13 protein-coding genes are annotated in these 14,843 nt (G+C 72.1%); 3 read left to right on the forward strand and 10 right to left on the reverse strand.

What is annotated here, in order from left to right:
* A partial coding sequence (locus tag BGM09_RS24455; RefSeq protein ID WP_317452879.1) for a DUF6597 domain-containing transcriptional factor occupies positions 1-517 on the reverse strand: 517 nt, incomplete at its 3' end.
* A gap of 88 nt (positions 518-605) precedes the next feature.
* On the reverse strand, positions 606-1,970 hold the full coding sequence (locus BGM09_RS24460) for an NAD(P)/FAD-dependent oxidoreductase (protein ID WP_188283854.1): 1,365 nt from the start codon (positions 1,968-1,970) through the stop codon (positions 606-608).
* 243 nt (positions 1,971-2,213) lie between these two features.
* Between BGM09_RS24460 and BGM09_RS24465 the strand changes: the two genes are divergently transcribed.
* Complete coding sequence (locus BGM09_RS24465; protein WP_188283855.1) at positions 2,214-4,073, forward strand: SpoIIE family protein phosphatase; 1,860 nt, start codon at positions 2,214-2,216, stop codon at positions 4,071-4,073.
* 7 nt (positions 4,074-4,080) lie between these two features.
* On the opposite strand, the gene BGM09_RS24470 is transcribed toward BGM09_RS24465, so the two are convergent.
* The 8 genes from BGM09_RS24470 to BGM09_RS24505 form a co-directional block, all read right to left on the reverse strand.
* The gene (locus BGM09_RS24470) at positions 4,081-5,430 is read right to left on the reverse strand and encodes an MAB_1171c family putative transporter (RefSeq protein ID WP_188283856.1); all 1,350 of its coding nucleotides are present in this window, start codon (positions 5,428-5,430) and stop codon (positions 4,081-4,083) included.
* Complete coding sequence (locus tag BGM09_RS24475) at positions 5,423-5,980, reverse strand: ParH-like protein (RefSeq protein WP_317452880.1); 558 nt, start codon at positions 5,978-5,980, stop codon at positions 5,423-5,425. Before BGM09_RS24475 ends, BGM09_RS24470 begins: the two co-directional genes overlap by 8 nt.
* A gap of 87 nt (positions 5,981-6,067) precedes the next feature.
* Positions 6,068-6,508, reverse strand: coding sequence for a helix-turn-helix domain-containing protein (locus tag BGM09_RS24480; RefSeq protein ID WP_188283857.1), 441 nt, complete (start codon positions 6,506-6,508; stop codon positions 6,068-6,070).
* Between the two features lie 267 nt (positions 6,509-6,775).
* Positions 6,776-6,958, reverse strand: a complete 183-nt coding sequence (locus BGM09_RS24485; RefSeq protein WP_188283858.1) for a class III lanthipeptide — start codon at positions 6,956-6,958, stop codon at positions 6,776-6,778.
* A 70-nt stretch (positions 6,959-7,028) separates the two neighbouring features.
* Positions 7,029-8,351, reverse strand: a complete 1,323-nt coding sequence (locus BGM09_RS24490; protein WP_188283859.1) for an MFS transporter — start codon at positions 8,349-8,351, stop codon at positions 7,029-7,031.
* 9 nt (positions 8,352-8,360) lie between these two features.
* Positions 8,361-11,018, reverse strand: coding sequence for a class III lanthionine synthetase LanKC (gene lanKC, locus BGM09_RS24495; protein ID WP_188283860.1), 2,658 nt, complete (start codon positions 11,016-11,018; stop codon positions 8,361-8,363).
* A 36-nt stretch (positions 11,019-11,054) separates the two neighbouring features.
* Entirely contained in the window at positions 11,055-11,249 is a 195-nt protein-coding gene (locus tag BGM09_RS24500) for a hypothetical protein (protein WP_188283861.1), read from the reverse strand.
* Between the two features lie 114 nt (positions 11,250-11,363).
* Positions 11,364-11,549: a hypothetical protein gene (locus BGM09_RS24505; protein WP_188283862.1), complete on the reverse strand. Its 186-nt coding sequence runs from the start codon at positions 11,547-11,549 to the stop codon at positions 11,364-11,366.
* A gap of 265 nt (positions 11,550-11,814) precedes the next feature.
* Between BGM09_RS24505 and BGM09_RS24510 the strand changes: the two genes are divergently transcribed.
* Together BGM09_RS24510 and BGM09_RS24515 are read left to right on the forward strand one after the other, a co-directional pair.
* Positions 11,815-13,683: a BTAD domain-containing putative transcriptional regulator gene (locus BGM09_RS24510; RefSeq protein WP_188283863.1), complete on the forward strand. Its 1,869-nt coding sequence runs from the start codon at positions 11,815-11,817 to the stop codon at positions 13,681-13,683.
* 143 nt (positions 13,684-13,826) lie between these two features.
* A partial coding sequence (locus BGM09_RS24515) for a radical SAM protein (RefSeq protein WP_188283864.1) occupies positions 13,827-14,843 on the forward strand: 1,017 nt, incomplete at its 3' end.

Raw genomic sequence — 14,843 nt, forward strand, 5'->3', positions numbered from 1 at the left:
CGCGCGGGTCGGCGCGGGCCCGGTCCAGCAGCCAGGCGTCGACGACGGCGAAGCGGCCCGCCCAGTCCGGGGCGGCCCGCAGCCGGTCGAGGACGTCGGCGACCGACGGTCCGAGCACGTCCTGCGCGGCGAGATCCGCTCCGGCCAGCGCGCCCGCGGGCAGCCCGAGCAGGACGCGAGCGCCCAGCGGGTCGAGGGCGATCTGCACGCCGGACTGACGGCCGGGCACGCTGATCAGCGCGGGTGCGGTGTGCAGGCCGCCGACGAGCGCCGAGAAGTCGCCGGGCGGTTCCGCCGGGTCGGGGTGGGCGGCGACGGTGAGCGGTTCATCGAGCGTGAGGATCAGCGTCAGATACGGGGACGGCAGCCCCCGGTGCCTGGTCGGTGGCACGCCGCGCTGCCGGTAGCCGGAGTACCAGCCGACCAGGCCGCGCAGGGCCGACGCGGGCCTGGCGCGTACCGCCTCGTCCACGACGCCCGTGCCGGTAACCGGCTCCGTACCCGTACCCGTACCCACGCTCTCCGTCCTCCCGGCGGACCCGGCGGCCCGCCATATGCGACGGCCCGACGTGTACGGCGACCGTAACGTCCGGCGGCCACCGCCGTCAGCCGCCCGCGACCATCCCCCTGGTGTGCTCCAGGATCTCCTCACGCGTCAGATACGTGTTGGTGTACTCGAAGTCGCGCAGGGTGCCGGCGCTGCGGGACTGGAAGTTGGTGCGGACGAAGTCGTCGCCCGCTACCGCGTTGAGCAGCCAGTTGGTCATGACGCGGGTCTTGGCGACGTTGGTGCGCAGCGCCGACCAGTGGTAACCGCGGGCGACCGCCTGGGCGGGCAGGCCGCGCAGTTCGATGCCGAGCGGCTTGGAGACCGCGTCCTTGCCCCCGAGGTCGACCACCAGGCCGAGGTCCTTGTGCGCGTACGGCTTGAGCGGCTGGTGGCGCAGGGTGGCCAGGATGTTGTCGGCCATCGTGCGGCCCTGCCGCATGGCGTGCTGCGCGGTGGGCGGGCAGATCGCGCCGTCCTCGCCCTTCGTGACGTCGGGCAGCGCTCCCGCGTCGCCCAGCGCGAAGACGCCGTCGAGCCCCGGCACGGTCATCTCGGGGGTGACCGCGAGCCTGCCGCGTACCGTCTCGGCGTCGAGCGTGGCGACCAGCGGGCTCGCGGCGACGCCCGCGGTCCAGATCAGGGTGCGGCAGGGCAGCACCCGGCCGTCGGTGAAGGTGACCTCCTCGGGGCCCGCCTTCGCGATCGACACCCCGAGCGAGACCTCGATGCCGCGCTCGCCGAGGATCTCCAGCGCGCTCCTGCCCAGCTTGTCGCCCAGTTCCGGCATCAGTTTCGGGGCGATGTCGATCAGGTGCCACTTGATCAGCTTCGGGTCGAGACGCGGGTAGCGCTTGGCCGCGTTGCTGGTCAGCCGCTGGAGGCAGGCGGCGGTCTCGGTGCCCGCGTAGCCGCCGCCGACCACCACGAACTGGAGCCGGGAGGCCCGCTCGGCCTCGTCCTGGCTGGCGTCCGCGAGGTCGAGCTGCGCGATGACGTGGTCGCGGATGTACGCGGCCTCGGCGAGCGTCTTCATGCCGCGCGCGCTGTCCAGCAGGCCGGGGATGTCGAAGGTGCGGGTGACGCTGCCGGGCGCCAGCACGATGTGGTCGTACGGCTCGTTCAGGATCTCGCCCGTGATCTTGCGGATCACGCAGACCTTGGCCTTGGCGTCCACGCCCACGGCCCCGCCGGGGATGATCCGGGTGCGGTGCCTGCTGCTGCGGCGCAGCGACACCGCGATGGACTGCGGGGTCAGTACCCCGGAGGCCACCTGGGGGAGCAACGGCAGGTAGAGCTGGTACGAGAACGGTGTGACCAGTGAGACGTCCGCCTCGTCGGCGGCGAGTGACCGCTCCAGGCGGCGTACGCACGCCACTCCTGCGAAACCGGCGCCCACCACGAGAATCCTGGGTCGTGCCACGACATCCGTCCCTTCTCAGGTCTTCGCGTCCGTCTGCTCCCCTGCCCCGTGAACGCGGTCCGGCACACCTCCTGTCTTAGTACGCCGCGAGCGGGCCCGCCAGCCGGACGGCCGGTCGCGGCGTACACCGCGCTGCACGGACGGCCGACTCGACGGAGCATGGTACGGACGACAAGCGGACGAAACGACGAAACGACGAAACGACGAAACGACGGGACGGCGGATGAGTCGAAGGGGCCGTGGATGAACGATCGTGACGAGGGACCCCCGGCGGACGACCGGACGGCGGGGCGCGCCGCCGAGCGGGCCGCCGAACTGCGTCAGATCGATGCCCTGAACGAGACCGGCCCGCACGAGAGGACCCGCAGGCCCGCGCCGGGCGAGGACGGTGAGCGGGACGGCGCCGGCCGCACCCCCTCCGACGCGGTCAGGCACCGTGATGTGCGGTTGCTCGAGGCGGGCCGCGCCCTGGCCGAGGCGACCTCCGTGGACGAGGTCTTCATGGCGCTGGCGTCGCTCACCTCGCCGGAGTTCCCGCTGGACGGCACGGCCCTGTTCGGCGTCACCGAGCGGTCGCTGAACCTGATCGGGCGGTACGGGTACCGGACCGGCGGCAGCCGGACCGTCCGGATGACGATCACCACCGACTATCCGGCGGCGGAGGTGCTGCGCACCGGCCGCCCGGTGTACCTGCCGACGGTCGAGGAGTACCGCGACCGCTTTCCGACGACGTGGCGGCTCGCGGCCCGCAAGGGCAGCAGGTCGTGGGCGTTCCTGCCGCTGGTGAGCACGGGCCGGATCACCGGGGTGTGGCTGGTGGCGTTCCTGGACGACGTCGACTTCGACAGCGACACGCGGAGCACGCTGGTCACACTCGCCCGGCTGATCTCCCGCGCCCTGGAGCGGACGCACACCGGCGAGGCGGAGCTCGCGCTGTCGCGCGGGCTGCGCAGCAGCATGGGACGGGGCGCGTCGGTGTACCGCGGGATGACCGTGACCTCGCGGTACGTGCCGACCGGCGGCGGGCTGGTGGTGGGCGGCGACTGGTACGACATCATCGACCTGCCCTCGGGCCGTCTGGCGCTGGTCATCGGCGACGTGCAGGGCCACGACCTGCACGCGGCGAGCCTGATGGCCCAGCTGCGGACCGCCGTGCACGCGTACGCGGCCGAGGGGCACGGTCCGGACGCGGTGCTGTCGCGGACGTCGCGCTTCCTGACCTCGCTTGACGGGGACAGATTCGCGACCTGCATCTACATCGAGGCGGACCCGGCGGCGGGCACGCTGCACGTGGCGCGGGCCGGACATCCGCACCCCGTGCTGCGCATGCCGGACGGCACCTGCATGATCAAGCACATCAGGGGCGGGCTGCCGCTCGGTCTGATGCCGGACGAGGACGACTACCCGGTCAACGTACTGGAGCTTCAGGCCGGGGAGATCATGATGCTCTGCACGGACGGGCTCATCGAGACCGGCGGGCACGACATGTACACCGGCTGGAACCGGGTACGGGACGCGATGTCGCCCGGCCCGACCTCCGACCTGGAGGGGATGGCCGACCGGCTGATCCAGAGCGTGGTCGGCCCGGTGACCGAGAACGGCGAGGAGCGGCTGAGCCCGCGCAACGAGGACGACATCGCTCTGCTCATGCTGCGCCGCGACACCGGCGTCCAGCGCCCCGTGCGACCCGTTCGGCGCATCCTGACCACGATCGAGCAGGACGAGGCCGAGGGCCTGGCCGAGGCGCGCTCCGAGCTGCGGGCGCTGCTGCACGACTGGGCGCAGCCCGACCAGGTGGACACCGCCGTGCTCCTCGCGTCGGAACTGCTGGGCAATGTGCTGGTGCACACCGACCAGACGGCGGCCCTGATGGCCTCGATCTCGGGCGAGCCCGGCTGCCGCACGCTGCGCGTCGAGGTCTCCGACAGCGGTGACGAACTGCCCCACCAGCGCACCCCGGGCGAGATGGCGTCCTCGGGCCGCGGCCTCGTCCTGCTCGACATCCTGTCCGAGCAGTGGAGCGTACGGCCGGAGTCGGAGGGCAAGACGGTGTGGTTCGAGCTGTCGGAGGACGCCGACGGGGTCGCAGGGCAGGACGTCTGAGGGCGGCTCAGCCGTTGCGGGCTTCGGGCATGCGGGCTTCGGGCATGCGGGCTTCGGGCATGCGGGCTTCGGACTCACGGGCCCCGGCCGTATGGGCTTCGGCGGTCGTACGGGTGCGGTGGCGTACGGCGGCGACCGTGGGGGACGAGGTGAAGGCGGCCGTCACCTCCAGCAGCCAGGCGGCCTCGGCCTCCACCGTGCCGGGGACCGTGGGCGGGGTGTGGCCGGGGGGCGCGGACCGCTCAGCGGCGGTGCCTTCGCCGAGGCGCCCGGCGCGTTTGTTCTCCAACGCCGCCGCGATCGTGGCCGCTTCGAGGACGGCCTGGCGGTCACGGCCGCGTTCGTCGGCCCAGTCGATCGCGTCGCCGCCGTCGGTCCCCTCGCTTCCGTCGTATCCCTCGCGCCCGTCGGTCCAGGCCGTGACGCCGGACTCGAAGTACGGACGCAGCGCGAGATGGCCGTCGCGGATCTCGATCACCCTGCGGTAGAGGGCGAATTCGGCCCGCCGCAGGCCCGGTCGGCGGTCGGCGGCCGATGGGTCGAGAGCGATCTCGGGCAGTTCGCTGTGCAGCGCCGACCACAGCGGCTCCAGCGCCCGGTGGCTGCGGTAGGCGCGCAGCCACCGCATGGGGGCGCCGAGCGCGCCGACCCACAGCGTGGTGGTGGCCCCTCCGGTGGCGAGCGCCGCGGTGACCGCGCCGAGCATGGAGGAGACCACGTCCTCGGCCACACCTTGGCTGCCGTCGCGCAGATCCGCGATGACGTCGTCCAGCGCCCACAGCGTCCACACCGCGCCCACCGCGGCGGCGAGCAGCATCAGCCGCAGTCCCGTACGCAGCAGCCCGGGGGCGGTCCGGCCGACGTGGTCGGCGAGTTCCCTGGCCAGGACGGCCAGACACAGCGAACCGTAGAGGGCGAAGAGCGCGTTGTACGACGCCAGGGCCCACCGGTGGCCGGACGAGACGGTCAGCACGTCGCCCGCGATGTCGGGGTCGGCCACCAGGTAGAGCGCGGTGGAGACGGCCAGTATCGCACCGGCCGCCCACATATGAAGGCGCACCGCACGCGGCGCCGCCGCCGGGGACTTGAGCGCGTACGCCACCAGGACGAGGAAGGCGAATCCGACCATCTTCAGGTCGTGGATGCCCAGGTTGACCAGGTTGTCGAATGTCGTGTTGGCGGACAACGCCCTCGTGAGGGTGGGGGTGTTGAACAACATGCCCGAGCCCAGGCACAGCGCGAAGCCGTAGACGTAACGCTGCGCGGAATCGGACCACGCCCGGCGGGTGATCACCAGCCGGTGGACACCGAAGACGAGGAAGAACGCGGCGGCGGTGAACGACCACAGATCAGCCATCACGGCGGCCCGACGCGCGGTCCTCCGGCATGCCGAACAACCTGTCCAGACGCGTTCGTTGCGGATGCGGCGGCGGCACGGCGACCGTGTTCCCCAACGGGCGGGCGGTACGGGTCAGGATCAGCGAGGCGACCAACTCGGCTTCCAGTTCCTGCGGTTCGGTGTACACGCTGCGACCGAGTACCCGCTGGACCAGGGACGACGATAAGTGCGGTAACAGGACCTGGGCGGCGGCCGACGCCGCGGGCGCGGTCTCGTGGTGGCCGCAGACCAGGTGGGCCGCCTCGTGCAGCAGGATGTGCTGCTGGTGCAGCGCGCTGGTGTCGGCGGCGTAGAGGATGCAGTCGCCATGGTCGGTAGTCACCAGCAGGCCGCACGGTGTGTGGGGTCGGGAGGAGACGGGCACGAGTTCGATCGGACGGCCGCGGGCGACCGCGAGCATCCCGATGAAGACCGTCGCGTCGAACGGGTTGGGCAGGTCGAGCCCATCGACCGTCCGCTGACATCTGTGCCACAGAGCTCGGCTCCGGTCACGTCGCACACGTCTCACACGCTGTCCCCTTGTCCGCCGGGTGGAACCGCGAGATCACACCGAAGAGTTCGTGCACGTCAAGCGCTGCGTGCACTTCAGGCGCTGTCAGGGTTCGCGGCTGGGTGAGCCACGTTCCCTGCGGGCGAGCACATCGATCATGTCGCTGATCGTGGCCGCGCCCTCAGGGGAAAGGTTGACCGCGCGCAGGGCCATGCTGCGGACGCCCGCGTCGCGCAGCGCGCCGAGCAGCTCCAGCTCCTTGGCGATGGCGGCGCCCTGCTCGTCGTCGAAGAAGTATCCGACCGGCACGTCGAAGAACTGTGCCAGGGCTTCGAGGTGGCGCTTGGTGGGATTGTCGCGACGGCCCGTGCGCAACTGCCACAGGTAGGTCGCGGAGAAGCTTTCACCGGTGGCCTCGCGGCAGGCGCGGGCGACCTCTTCATGGCTGTACGGCTCACGGTTGGGCCGTCGGACGACCCGGAACAGCGCGTCGATCTTGTCGGCCAGCGTCGACGCGGAGGGGGGCCTCGGCTCGTCCTCGCCCATGTCCCGCCTCCCCCGCGTCGGTCCAGCCGGTATGGGTTCATCCCGTGTCCGGCTTCATCCTAGCTGGTACACACAGCCGCCGGAATGGTCCGCTTGCGTGCGCCCATGCGGCGGCGGCGGTGTCCGTCGTGCCGGACACCGCCGCCGATCGGCTTACGGGGCAAGGGAGTTGGCGCCCGACCAGGCAGGTCGGGCAGGTCGGGCGGGTCAGTCGTGCGGGTCGGCCGGTCAGTCAGGCTGGTCGGCCGGGTCGGTCAGGCGGGTCGGTCAGGCGGGATTCAGCAGGCCGAGGCCCTGCGGCTCCTGCGCGATGCGCAGTGAACTGCCCCAGACGCAGTCCCATCCGCAGATCACGCTGAGCGTGCTCCCGGCCACGCTGACCGGCTGGAGATTCGCCTTGCCCTGGTCCTTCTCGCTCCCCAGCGTCTGGAGCCTGAGCACCTCGTTCATGGGTGTTTCCTCGTCTCTCGTCCATCGGATTTCCGGTGTTCCGCCGCCGGACGGCGGCGGGGGCCTTGGGTCAAACGGAGGCCGGTGACGGCCGCGCCGCGTCATGGGACCGCCGCGCGGCGCGCAGCGCGGACGGCAGACTCAGCGCCACGCAGCCGAGGGCGGTCAGCCCCATGACCCACAGCGCGCCGCGTACCCCGACCAGGTCACCGAGCACACCGCACCCCAGCGCCCCGATCAGGCCAGCCCCCGCGAGGCACACCTGGAGCGCGGCCATCGCGCGGCCGAGGGTGTCCTCCGACATGTCGGCGACGAGCACGGAACTCACGGCCACATTGGCGACGGCACCGAAGAAGACCGGCAGCCCGATGCCCATCGCGGCGCAGAAGGCGGCCAGCGGCAGCGGTCCCGCCGCCAGCGGCAGCAGCAGGCTGCACACCACCGCGCCGGTGAAGGCCATCAGCATCACCCGCCGGGGGTCGCGGCCCGGGGCGAGCAGCCGTGCGGCCACGGCGGAACCGCCCAGGCCCATCAGCCCCGAGAGCGCGAACAGGGAACCGTAGGCGGCGGTCGGCAGATGGATCACCCGCAGCAGGAACGGGCCGGTGAGGGCGGTCACGCCCGCCATCGTCGCGGCGGGCACCACGATGAACAGGCCCAGCGCGCGGTGGAAGGCGTCACCGGTGAAGACCCGCATGCCCGCCATGGCGCCGCGCATCATGGTGAGGACCGACGGTGCGGGCCCGCGGGGCACGACGTCGGGTGAGCGCATCGTCATCAGCGCGGTCGCGCTGAGCAGATAGCTCGCCACGTCGACCGACAGCGCGGCGGCGGCGCCCAGCACCGCGATGGCGGGACCGGCCAGCAGGCGCCCGACGAGCGCGGCGCCGTACTGTCCTGCCTGGAGTCTGGCGCGCGCACCGCCGATGCCTTCGGGGCCGACGAGTTGGCGCAGGTGCAGGAAGTAGACGGCCGCGGACAGGGTGGAGGAGGCGCCCATGATCACGCAGAGCAGGCCGAGCCACAGCAGCGAGATGGCGCCGACGGCCAGGCCGAGCGCGACCACGCCGATGGCCGCCGCGCAGATCAGGTCCAGCAGGACGAGTGTGCGGCGGGGACGGGCGATGCGGTCGGCGAGCGCGCCCGCGGGGAAGCCGAGCAGCAGGATCGGCGCGGTCGTGGCGGCGCTGATCAGGCCGATGGCGCCCGGCGAGGCGTGGAGGTGCACGACGGCCACGACGGGCAGCGCGATGGCGGTGAAGGTCGAGCCGAAGGCGGAGGCCGTCTGCCCGCACCAGTAGAGACTGACGTCACGTCCGACGGCGTTGCCCGGGTCCCCCGGACCGGCGCTCTCGGGCGCCTGCGCCGGCTCGGCGATTTCCTGGTGGCTCATCAGTTCACCTCAACGGGCCGCGACAGAACGGGAGTACGCGCCGGCGAGTGCGTCCACGGTGAACAACGGGTCGGGCGCGGGGGCGAGGAGTTGCGACAGGAACAGCAGTACCCCGGCCGAACCGCTCCACAGATCGGCGCTGAACCGCATGAGCTGGTCGCCGAGGAAACGGATACCGGTCTCGTGCGGCACCGCGAATTTGAAGAGCCCGCACGCCGCACGGATCGCGTCGTCCCGGCCCTGGCCGTCACCGGTCAGCCGCCCGTACTCCGCGAGACCGAAGCCGAGCCCGGACAGTCCCTGCCACAGCCCCGACATCACGGTGTAGGTGGTGCGCGTGGAGGTCAGCAGCCGGGGCAGCGCGTCGGCGAGCCGTTCGTCGTCCACTGACCGCGTATACCGGGTGACGGTGTGCGCCATCGAGGCGGAACCGCAGTAGAGGTAGGGCAGGCTGCGGTTGTCGGTGGCCGAGATGGGAAAGGCGAGACCTGGCGAGTCCGGCTCTGTGGCCCGGTCCAGTTCGGCGTGCAACAGCCGTACGCCGCGCGCGAGTTGCTCGTCCGCGCCGGTCACGGCGGCGAGCTGCTGGAGCAGCAGCGCGATCCCGGTGCGGCCGTGCACGAGGCCGGTGGCGTCGTTGGCGCCGAGGACCGGGGTGAGATCGGCGTCGGCCGGCAGCGCCGCCGTCAGCTCCAGGGCCCGGTCGATGTGGTGCTCGTCGCGGGTGTGGCCGTACATCGCCAGGTGAGTGAGCGCGACACCCGAGGTGCCGCCGTAGAGGGTCGCCGACGCTCCGGAGGCGATGATGGGGTGGTGGTCGGCGGCGGTGAGCAGATCCCTCGCCTCGTCCAGCATCCCGTGGTCGGCCAGCACCCAGGCGATGCCCGCGGTGCCCGCGTACAGCCCGGGGGGCAGTTTTCCGACGCCGCCGAGCGCGTCGTGCCGCAGTCGCTCCAGCACCCCTTCCGGCAGTGCGCGGCCCGCCCGGGTCAGGGCGTGCACGACGCCCGCGGTGCCGAAGGCCAGGCACTGGGTGTTGCTCTGGTAGCCCTCGGCGATGGTGGGGAACACCCGGTCGGGGTGGGCAGGATCGGCCATGGCCACCATGGCGTCGGCGGTACGGTCGCGCAGGTCGGCCAGGTGCCGCAGCGGGTCCGCGGCGACTTCCTCGGGCGTCGGGATGGGGGTGACGCCGTCGGCCGCGGCCCGCGGCCGGTGATACCTGACGGCCCGCTGCCACAGCGGCTCCGGCAGCGGCGCCCGCTCCAGCAGTTCGCGGCGCAGGTGCGCGAGGGTGTCGGGATTGCGCTGCGCCACCTGGTGGAAGGGTCCGATGAGCAGCAGGGCGAGACCGGCCAGGCCGTACGTGTCGTGGATCAGCGGGTCGTCGCCGACGAGTTCGGCGGGCGGGGTATAGCCGGGCGTTCCCATCACCGGAGCGTCGTCGCTGTCCAGGCGCTGGGCGGCCTCGAAATCGACCAGTCTGATGCCGTCGTCCTCGGTGACCATCACATTGCCGGGGCTGACGTCGACGAAGAGGTAGCCGGCCGTGTGCAACCGGTGCAGCGTGCTCTCGATCTCCGCGAACAGCTTCTCGCACCGGCCGTAGTAGTCCCCGGCCGCTTCGGGTCCGCGGTCGACGCCGAGCATGACCTGATTGGCTACCATCCAGCGCTGGAGCGTCGTGCCCTCGATGAACTCGGTGACGAGGAAGTCGTGCTCCCACTCGCGGAAGTAGGCCAGCGGCTCCGGGGCGAGGCCGGGCACCGCATCGTGGAGTGCGGTCAACGTCTCCCATTCGCGGCGGAGTTGGTCGGGGGCCGTGGTGTCGCCCATCGCCACCCCGGTGTGCGCGCGCGCTTCCTTGATGAAGACCTTGCGACCGGTGGCCGTCTCCCGTCCCAGGTACGCGCCGCCGGAGTTGGTGAACTGGAGCGCGTCTTCGAAGGCGAATCCATGGAAGACGATCGGTTCGGCTACGCCGGCGGCGGGCTCGTGCACGGGATCCGCGGCGGGCTCGGCCGGGGGTTTCGCCGCCGGGCGCGTCTGGATGAAGGGGTCGGACATGCCCGCCGGGAGGTAGAAGGAGAATCCTCTGCGGTCCTCCTCCAACTCGCCGTCGGCGCCGCGGACGAGCAGGGTGTGGGTGCCGTCGGCGTTGACGCGCTCGCGCGGGGCGAAGGCCCCGTAGCGGTAGTGGACCGTGCGCGAGTCCCGGTACCGCCTGTCGGTGAGGATGAACGGGCCTTCCTCGTCGGCCAGTTCGGTGCGCAGCCGTTCCATGAGGTCACGGGCCGCGGCGACGCTGGTGGGGTACGCGGCGATGAATTTCCCGCTCTGCTGCCTGGCGGCCTGCTTGTGGTGGGTCCACCAGTAGAAGAGCCTGCCGGCGAGGTGTTTGAAGGCGACGTCCCGCTCGAAGCAGACGGCCGCGACGGTGTCGAGGACGTACGGCAGGCGGTCGGGCCGCGCGGACACGTGCACCTTCCAGCCGTCCTCGACACCGCGGAGCTGCTTGCCCCGGTGCCACATGGTCCAGATCCCCGACGGGGTCTCGGTCCACCCGTCCGGCACCGGCCCGGGTCGGTAGATCTCACCCCGGTCACGGGTGGTCTCCAGCGGCGCGTAGAACTCTCTGTCCGCCACGACGAACGGGAAGGGGATCATGGGCCTCTCCGATGTGGGACGCGAGGGGACGGCGGCTCAGCAGCAGACGACGACGCTGGTCGCGCTTATCGACGCGATGGGGCTGCTGATCAACGACGTCGTGGGGTCCATCTCCTGGAGGCTCAAAGGGGTTTCGGCGTGCGCCTCCACCTCGAATCCGCCCTCGTCGTCGGCGGCGACCGCGCCTTCGGGCGTGTTCTCCTCGGCAGCGGATTCGGCGGAATCACTCATGGACGTCTCCTGTCGGTTCTGAGGTGTCGGAAGGGCGGCCCCTGAGGACAACGCGAGCACGAAAGACGAGTGGGTGGCGCGCCCACGCAGGACGCGCCACCCACCCAGGGTCGGTCAGGCGCAGGCGGCCAGGCTGACCGTGCTGCCGGGGGCCTGGAGGCCGCCCAGCACGCCCTCGCCCTGGTCGGGCTTGCTCACGCCCATCTCCTGGAGGTCCAGGGGGGATTCGGCGTGCGCCTCGACCTCGTTCTCGGGGGTCTCCGCGATGTCCTCGTTGGTGGGCTCGACGGAATCAGCCATGATCGTCTCCTCTTCTGGGCGGGGTACGAGCAGGTGGTGGGAACACCTCAGAAGCTAGGACCGGCCGTTTCGGAACCGGTGAAGCCGCGGTATAAGCGCGGTATCGTCCCAGGTGATCCGGGGTTGGCCCGAACTCTCACCAGCAGTCCCCGCATTGCCGGTTCGCCACAGGCACATCATCTGATATAAGTCGTCTGCCTGATGTCATTCATCTCAGCTCACGATCCCCTCCCCGGGTCAGCGGGCGGGAAAGGTGAAACCGGATATGGCCGAACCAGCGCACGTCAGTCTGCGGCTCTCCGTCCTCGGCCCGCTGTCCGTCGGCACGGCCGAAGGCCCCTTCCCGCTCGGCCCGCTCAAACAGCGGCTGCTCCTGGCCATGCTGCTGTGCCGCCCCAACACCCCGGTCTCGCTGGACTTGTTGACGGACACCTTGTGGGACGGCAATCCGCCGCGCACCGCGCGCAAGAACATCCAGGTGTACGTCTCCGCGCTGCGCAAACTGCTCGACCGCGCCGGAGCGGGCGACCGGCTCGAGCACCAGCCGGGCGGCTACCTGCTGCGGGTGCGCGACGACGAGTTGGACGCCCTGCGCTTCCAGGGCCTGGCCAGATCCGCCCGCGAGGCCGCCGGACAGGGCGCGTTCGGCCCGGCGTCCCGGATGCTGCGCGAGGCGATGGGACTGCGGCAGGGGCCGCCGCTGCACGACCTGAGATTCTCACCCACCGTCAGATCCGAGGCGGAGCGGCTCGACAGCCGCTACCTCCAGGTCTACGAGGACTGGGCCGAGGCCGAGTTGCGGCTGGGCCGGGCCACCGAAGTCGCCGACACCGTGGCCGATCTGGTGGAGCGTCACCCCGAGCGCGAACGGCTCAGGGCCGTCCAGATGAACGCGCTGTTCGACCAGGGGCGGCAGACGGAGGCTCTGGCGGCGTACGAGGGGCTGCGCCGGCTGCTCGCCGTCGAGTACGGGCTCCAGCCGAGCCCCGCGCTGGAGACCCTGTACCGCTCGATGCTCGACGGCGGCCCGCAGGAGCCCGGCGGCCCCTTCGCCCAGTCCGGCGCGCGGGCCGCGGCGCGGCGCTCCTGCGGAGTCCTCGGCGCCCTGCTCCCCCAGGACCTGGCCGACTTCACCGGCCGCGAACGCCAACTGCGGTTCCTGCTCGGACTGTTGGGCAGTGACCGGCATCTGGCGGTCGTCACCGGGCCCGTCGGCACCGGCAAGACCGCGCTCGCGGTGCACACCGCTCACCGGCTCGCCGCGGAGTTCCCCGACGGCCGCGTGCTGATCCGGATGCGCGACGCGGCCGGGCGTCCGCGCACGGCCGCCTCGGTGGTCGCCGAGCTGGCCCGGATCGCGGACCTCCCCGAACAGCGGGCGGCGGCCGTCGACGACGGGTCGGAGGACGCCGAGGAGGCCGCCGCCGCGTGGCGCGACTGGCTCGGGCCGCGCCGCATCCTGCTGGTGCTGGACGACGCGGCCGACGAGGCGTCCGTACGGCCGCTGGTGCCGGACTCCGGCGGCAGCGCCGTATTGGTCACGGCCCGGACGCAGTTGGCCGGTCTGGTCTCCGCCCACCGGCTGGAACTGGCGCCCTTCGACCTCGGCGAGGGCCTCGAACTGCTCGGCCGGATCGTGGGCCACGAGCGGCTGCACGCCTGTCCGGAGGCGGCGCGGCGGATCGTCACCGCGACCGGGATGCTGCCGCTCGCGGTCCGGGTCAGCGGTCTGAAGCTCGCGGTACGACGCCATCTGCCGCTCGGCGAATACGCGGCGCGGCTGGCCGACGGCAGGACCGTACTGGACGAGTTGGTGGCGGGCGACACGGATGTACGGCCACGGCTGGCGAGCGGGTGGCGGGATCTGTCGTCGGCGGACCGGACCACGCTGTGCCTGCTGGGCCACCTGCCGGAGGGGCCCTTCACGCTGCGGCAGGCCGCGGCGGCCCTCACCTGCGGCCAGGACGACGCGCTGCGCCGACTGGAGTCCCTGCTCGACGCGGGCGCGCTGCTCGCCCCGGACAGCGAGGTCACCGCGCACGCCGCGCGGTACGAACTCCCGCGCCTGACAAGAGTCTACGCGCGTGAACAATCCCTCCTGGGGATGCGGCCGCTCCCCCGGGCCACCGCCTGAGGGGCCTCCGGCGGAGGCACACGCGACGGAGCACGGCACCGCGCGCGCCGGTGAGCTGCGGATTTACCGTTTCCCAACCGTCCATGACCCCGACCTCGAACCGGCCCCGCCGACACTTCGGTGGACGAGGAAGGGAGCACGCGATGGAACTCGCCGAACTCATGACGCTGCGCCCCGAACCCGGCGCGGGCCTGCTCCTGACCGTCACCGGCCGCTGCCCCCTGCACTGCGCGCACTGCTCGACCGCCGCCACGATGGCCGCGGACGAGCCGGACGCGGACCGGCTGCGCGCCTTCGTCTCCACCTTCACCCCGGCCGAGCACCCTTCGGTGCTGATGATGACCGGCGGCGAGCCCTTGCTGCGGCCCGAGTTGGTCACCGACCTCGCCGCGACTGCGCGCGCGGCGGGCACCAGAACGGCGCTGCTGACCGGCGCCTTCTTCGTCGGCCGGGCGGACCACGCCGTGGGACGCCTGGACTCCGGCGCCGACCCGCTGTCCGTTCCCGCGGCTGTTCCCGCGGCTGTTCCCGAGCGGATCTGGCGGGCGGTCACCTCCGTCGACCACTTCTCGGTGAGCCTCGACGCCTTCCATGAGCGCGAGGTCGACCGCCGGTCCGTCTTCGCGCTGATCCGGCGGGTGCTGGACGCCGGAGTGGCCACCAGCTTCCACCTGGTCGGCGCCGGCCCCGACGACCCGTACCTCGCGGACGTGACCACCGATATCCGCCGCACCTTCGGCGACCGCGTCCCGATGCTCGTCAACTCCCTGCGCCGGGTGGGACGCGCCGCGTCCTGGGCCGCCGCGAACACCGCACTGCCCGGTACCGCGCTTCCCCGTACCGCACTTCGTAGCACCGCGCTTCCCTGTACCACGGCGCCCGACCCCGAGCGGGCGCTGCCCTGCTCGATGGCCGCCTGGCCGGTGGTGGCCGCCGACGGCACGGTGGTCGCCTGCTGCAATCAGCGGGTCGTCGACCGCAGGCCCGCCCCGCGTCACCTGACGCTCGGTCACATCGCCACCGACGACTGGCAGTCGGTCGCCGTACGGGCCCGTACCTCTCCGGTCCTGCGGATGATCAGGACGGTCGGCCCTGCCCACCTCCTGCACCGGTACGGCGGCGCGCGGCAGGCGGCCCCGCGCCCCGACTACTGCGCGGGC

It is taken from the genome of Streptomyces sp. CBMA29 (assembly GCF_014596445.1).
Classification (GTDB): domain Bacteria; phylum Actinomycetota; class Actinomycetes; order Streptomycetales; family Streptomycetaceae; genus Actinacidiphila.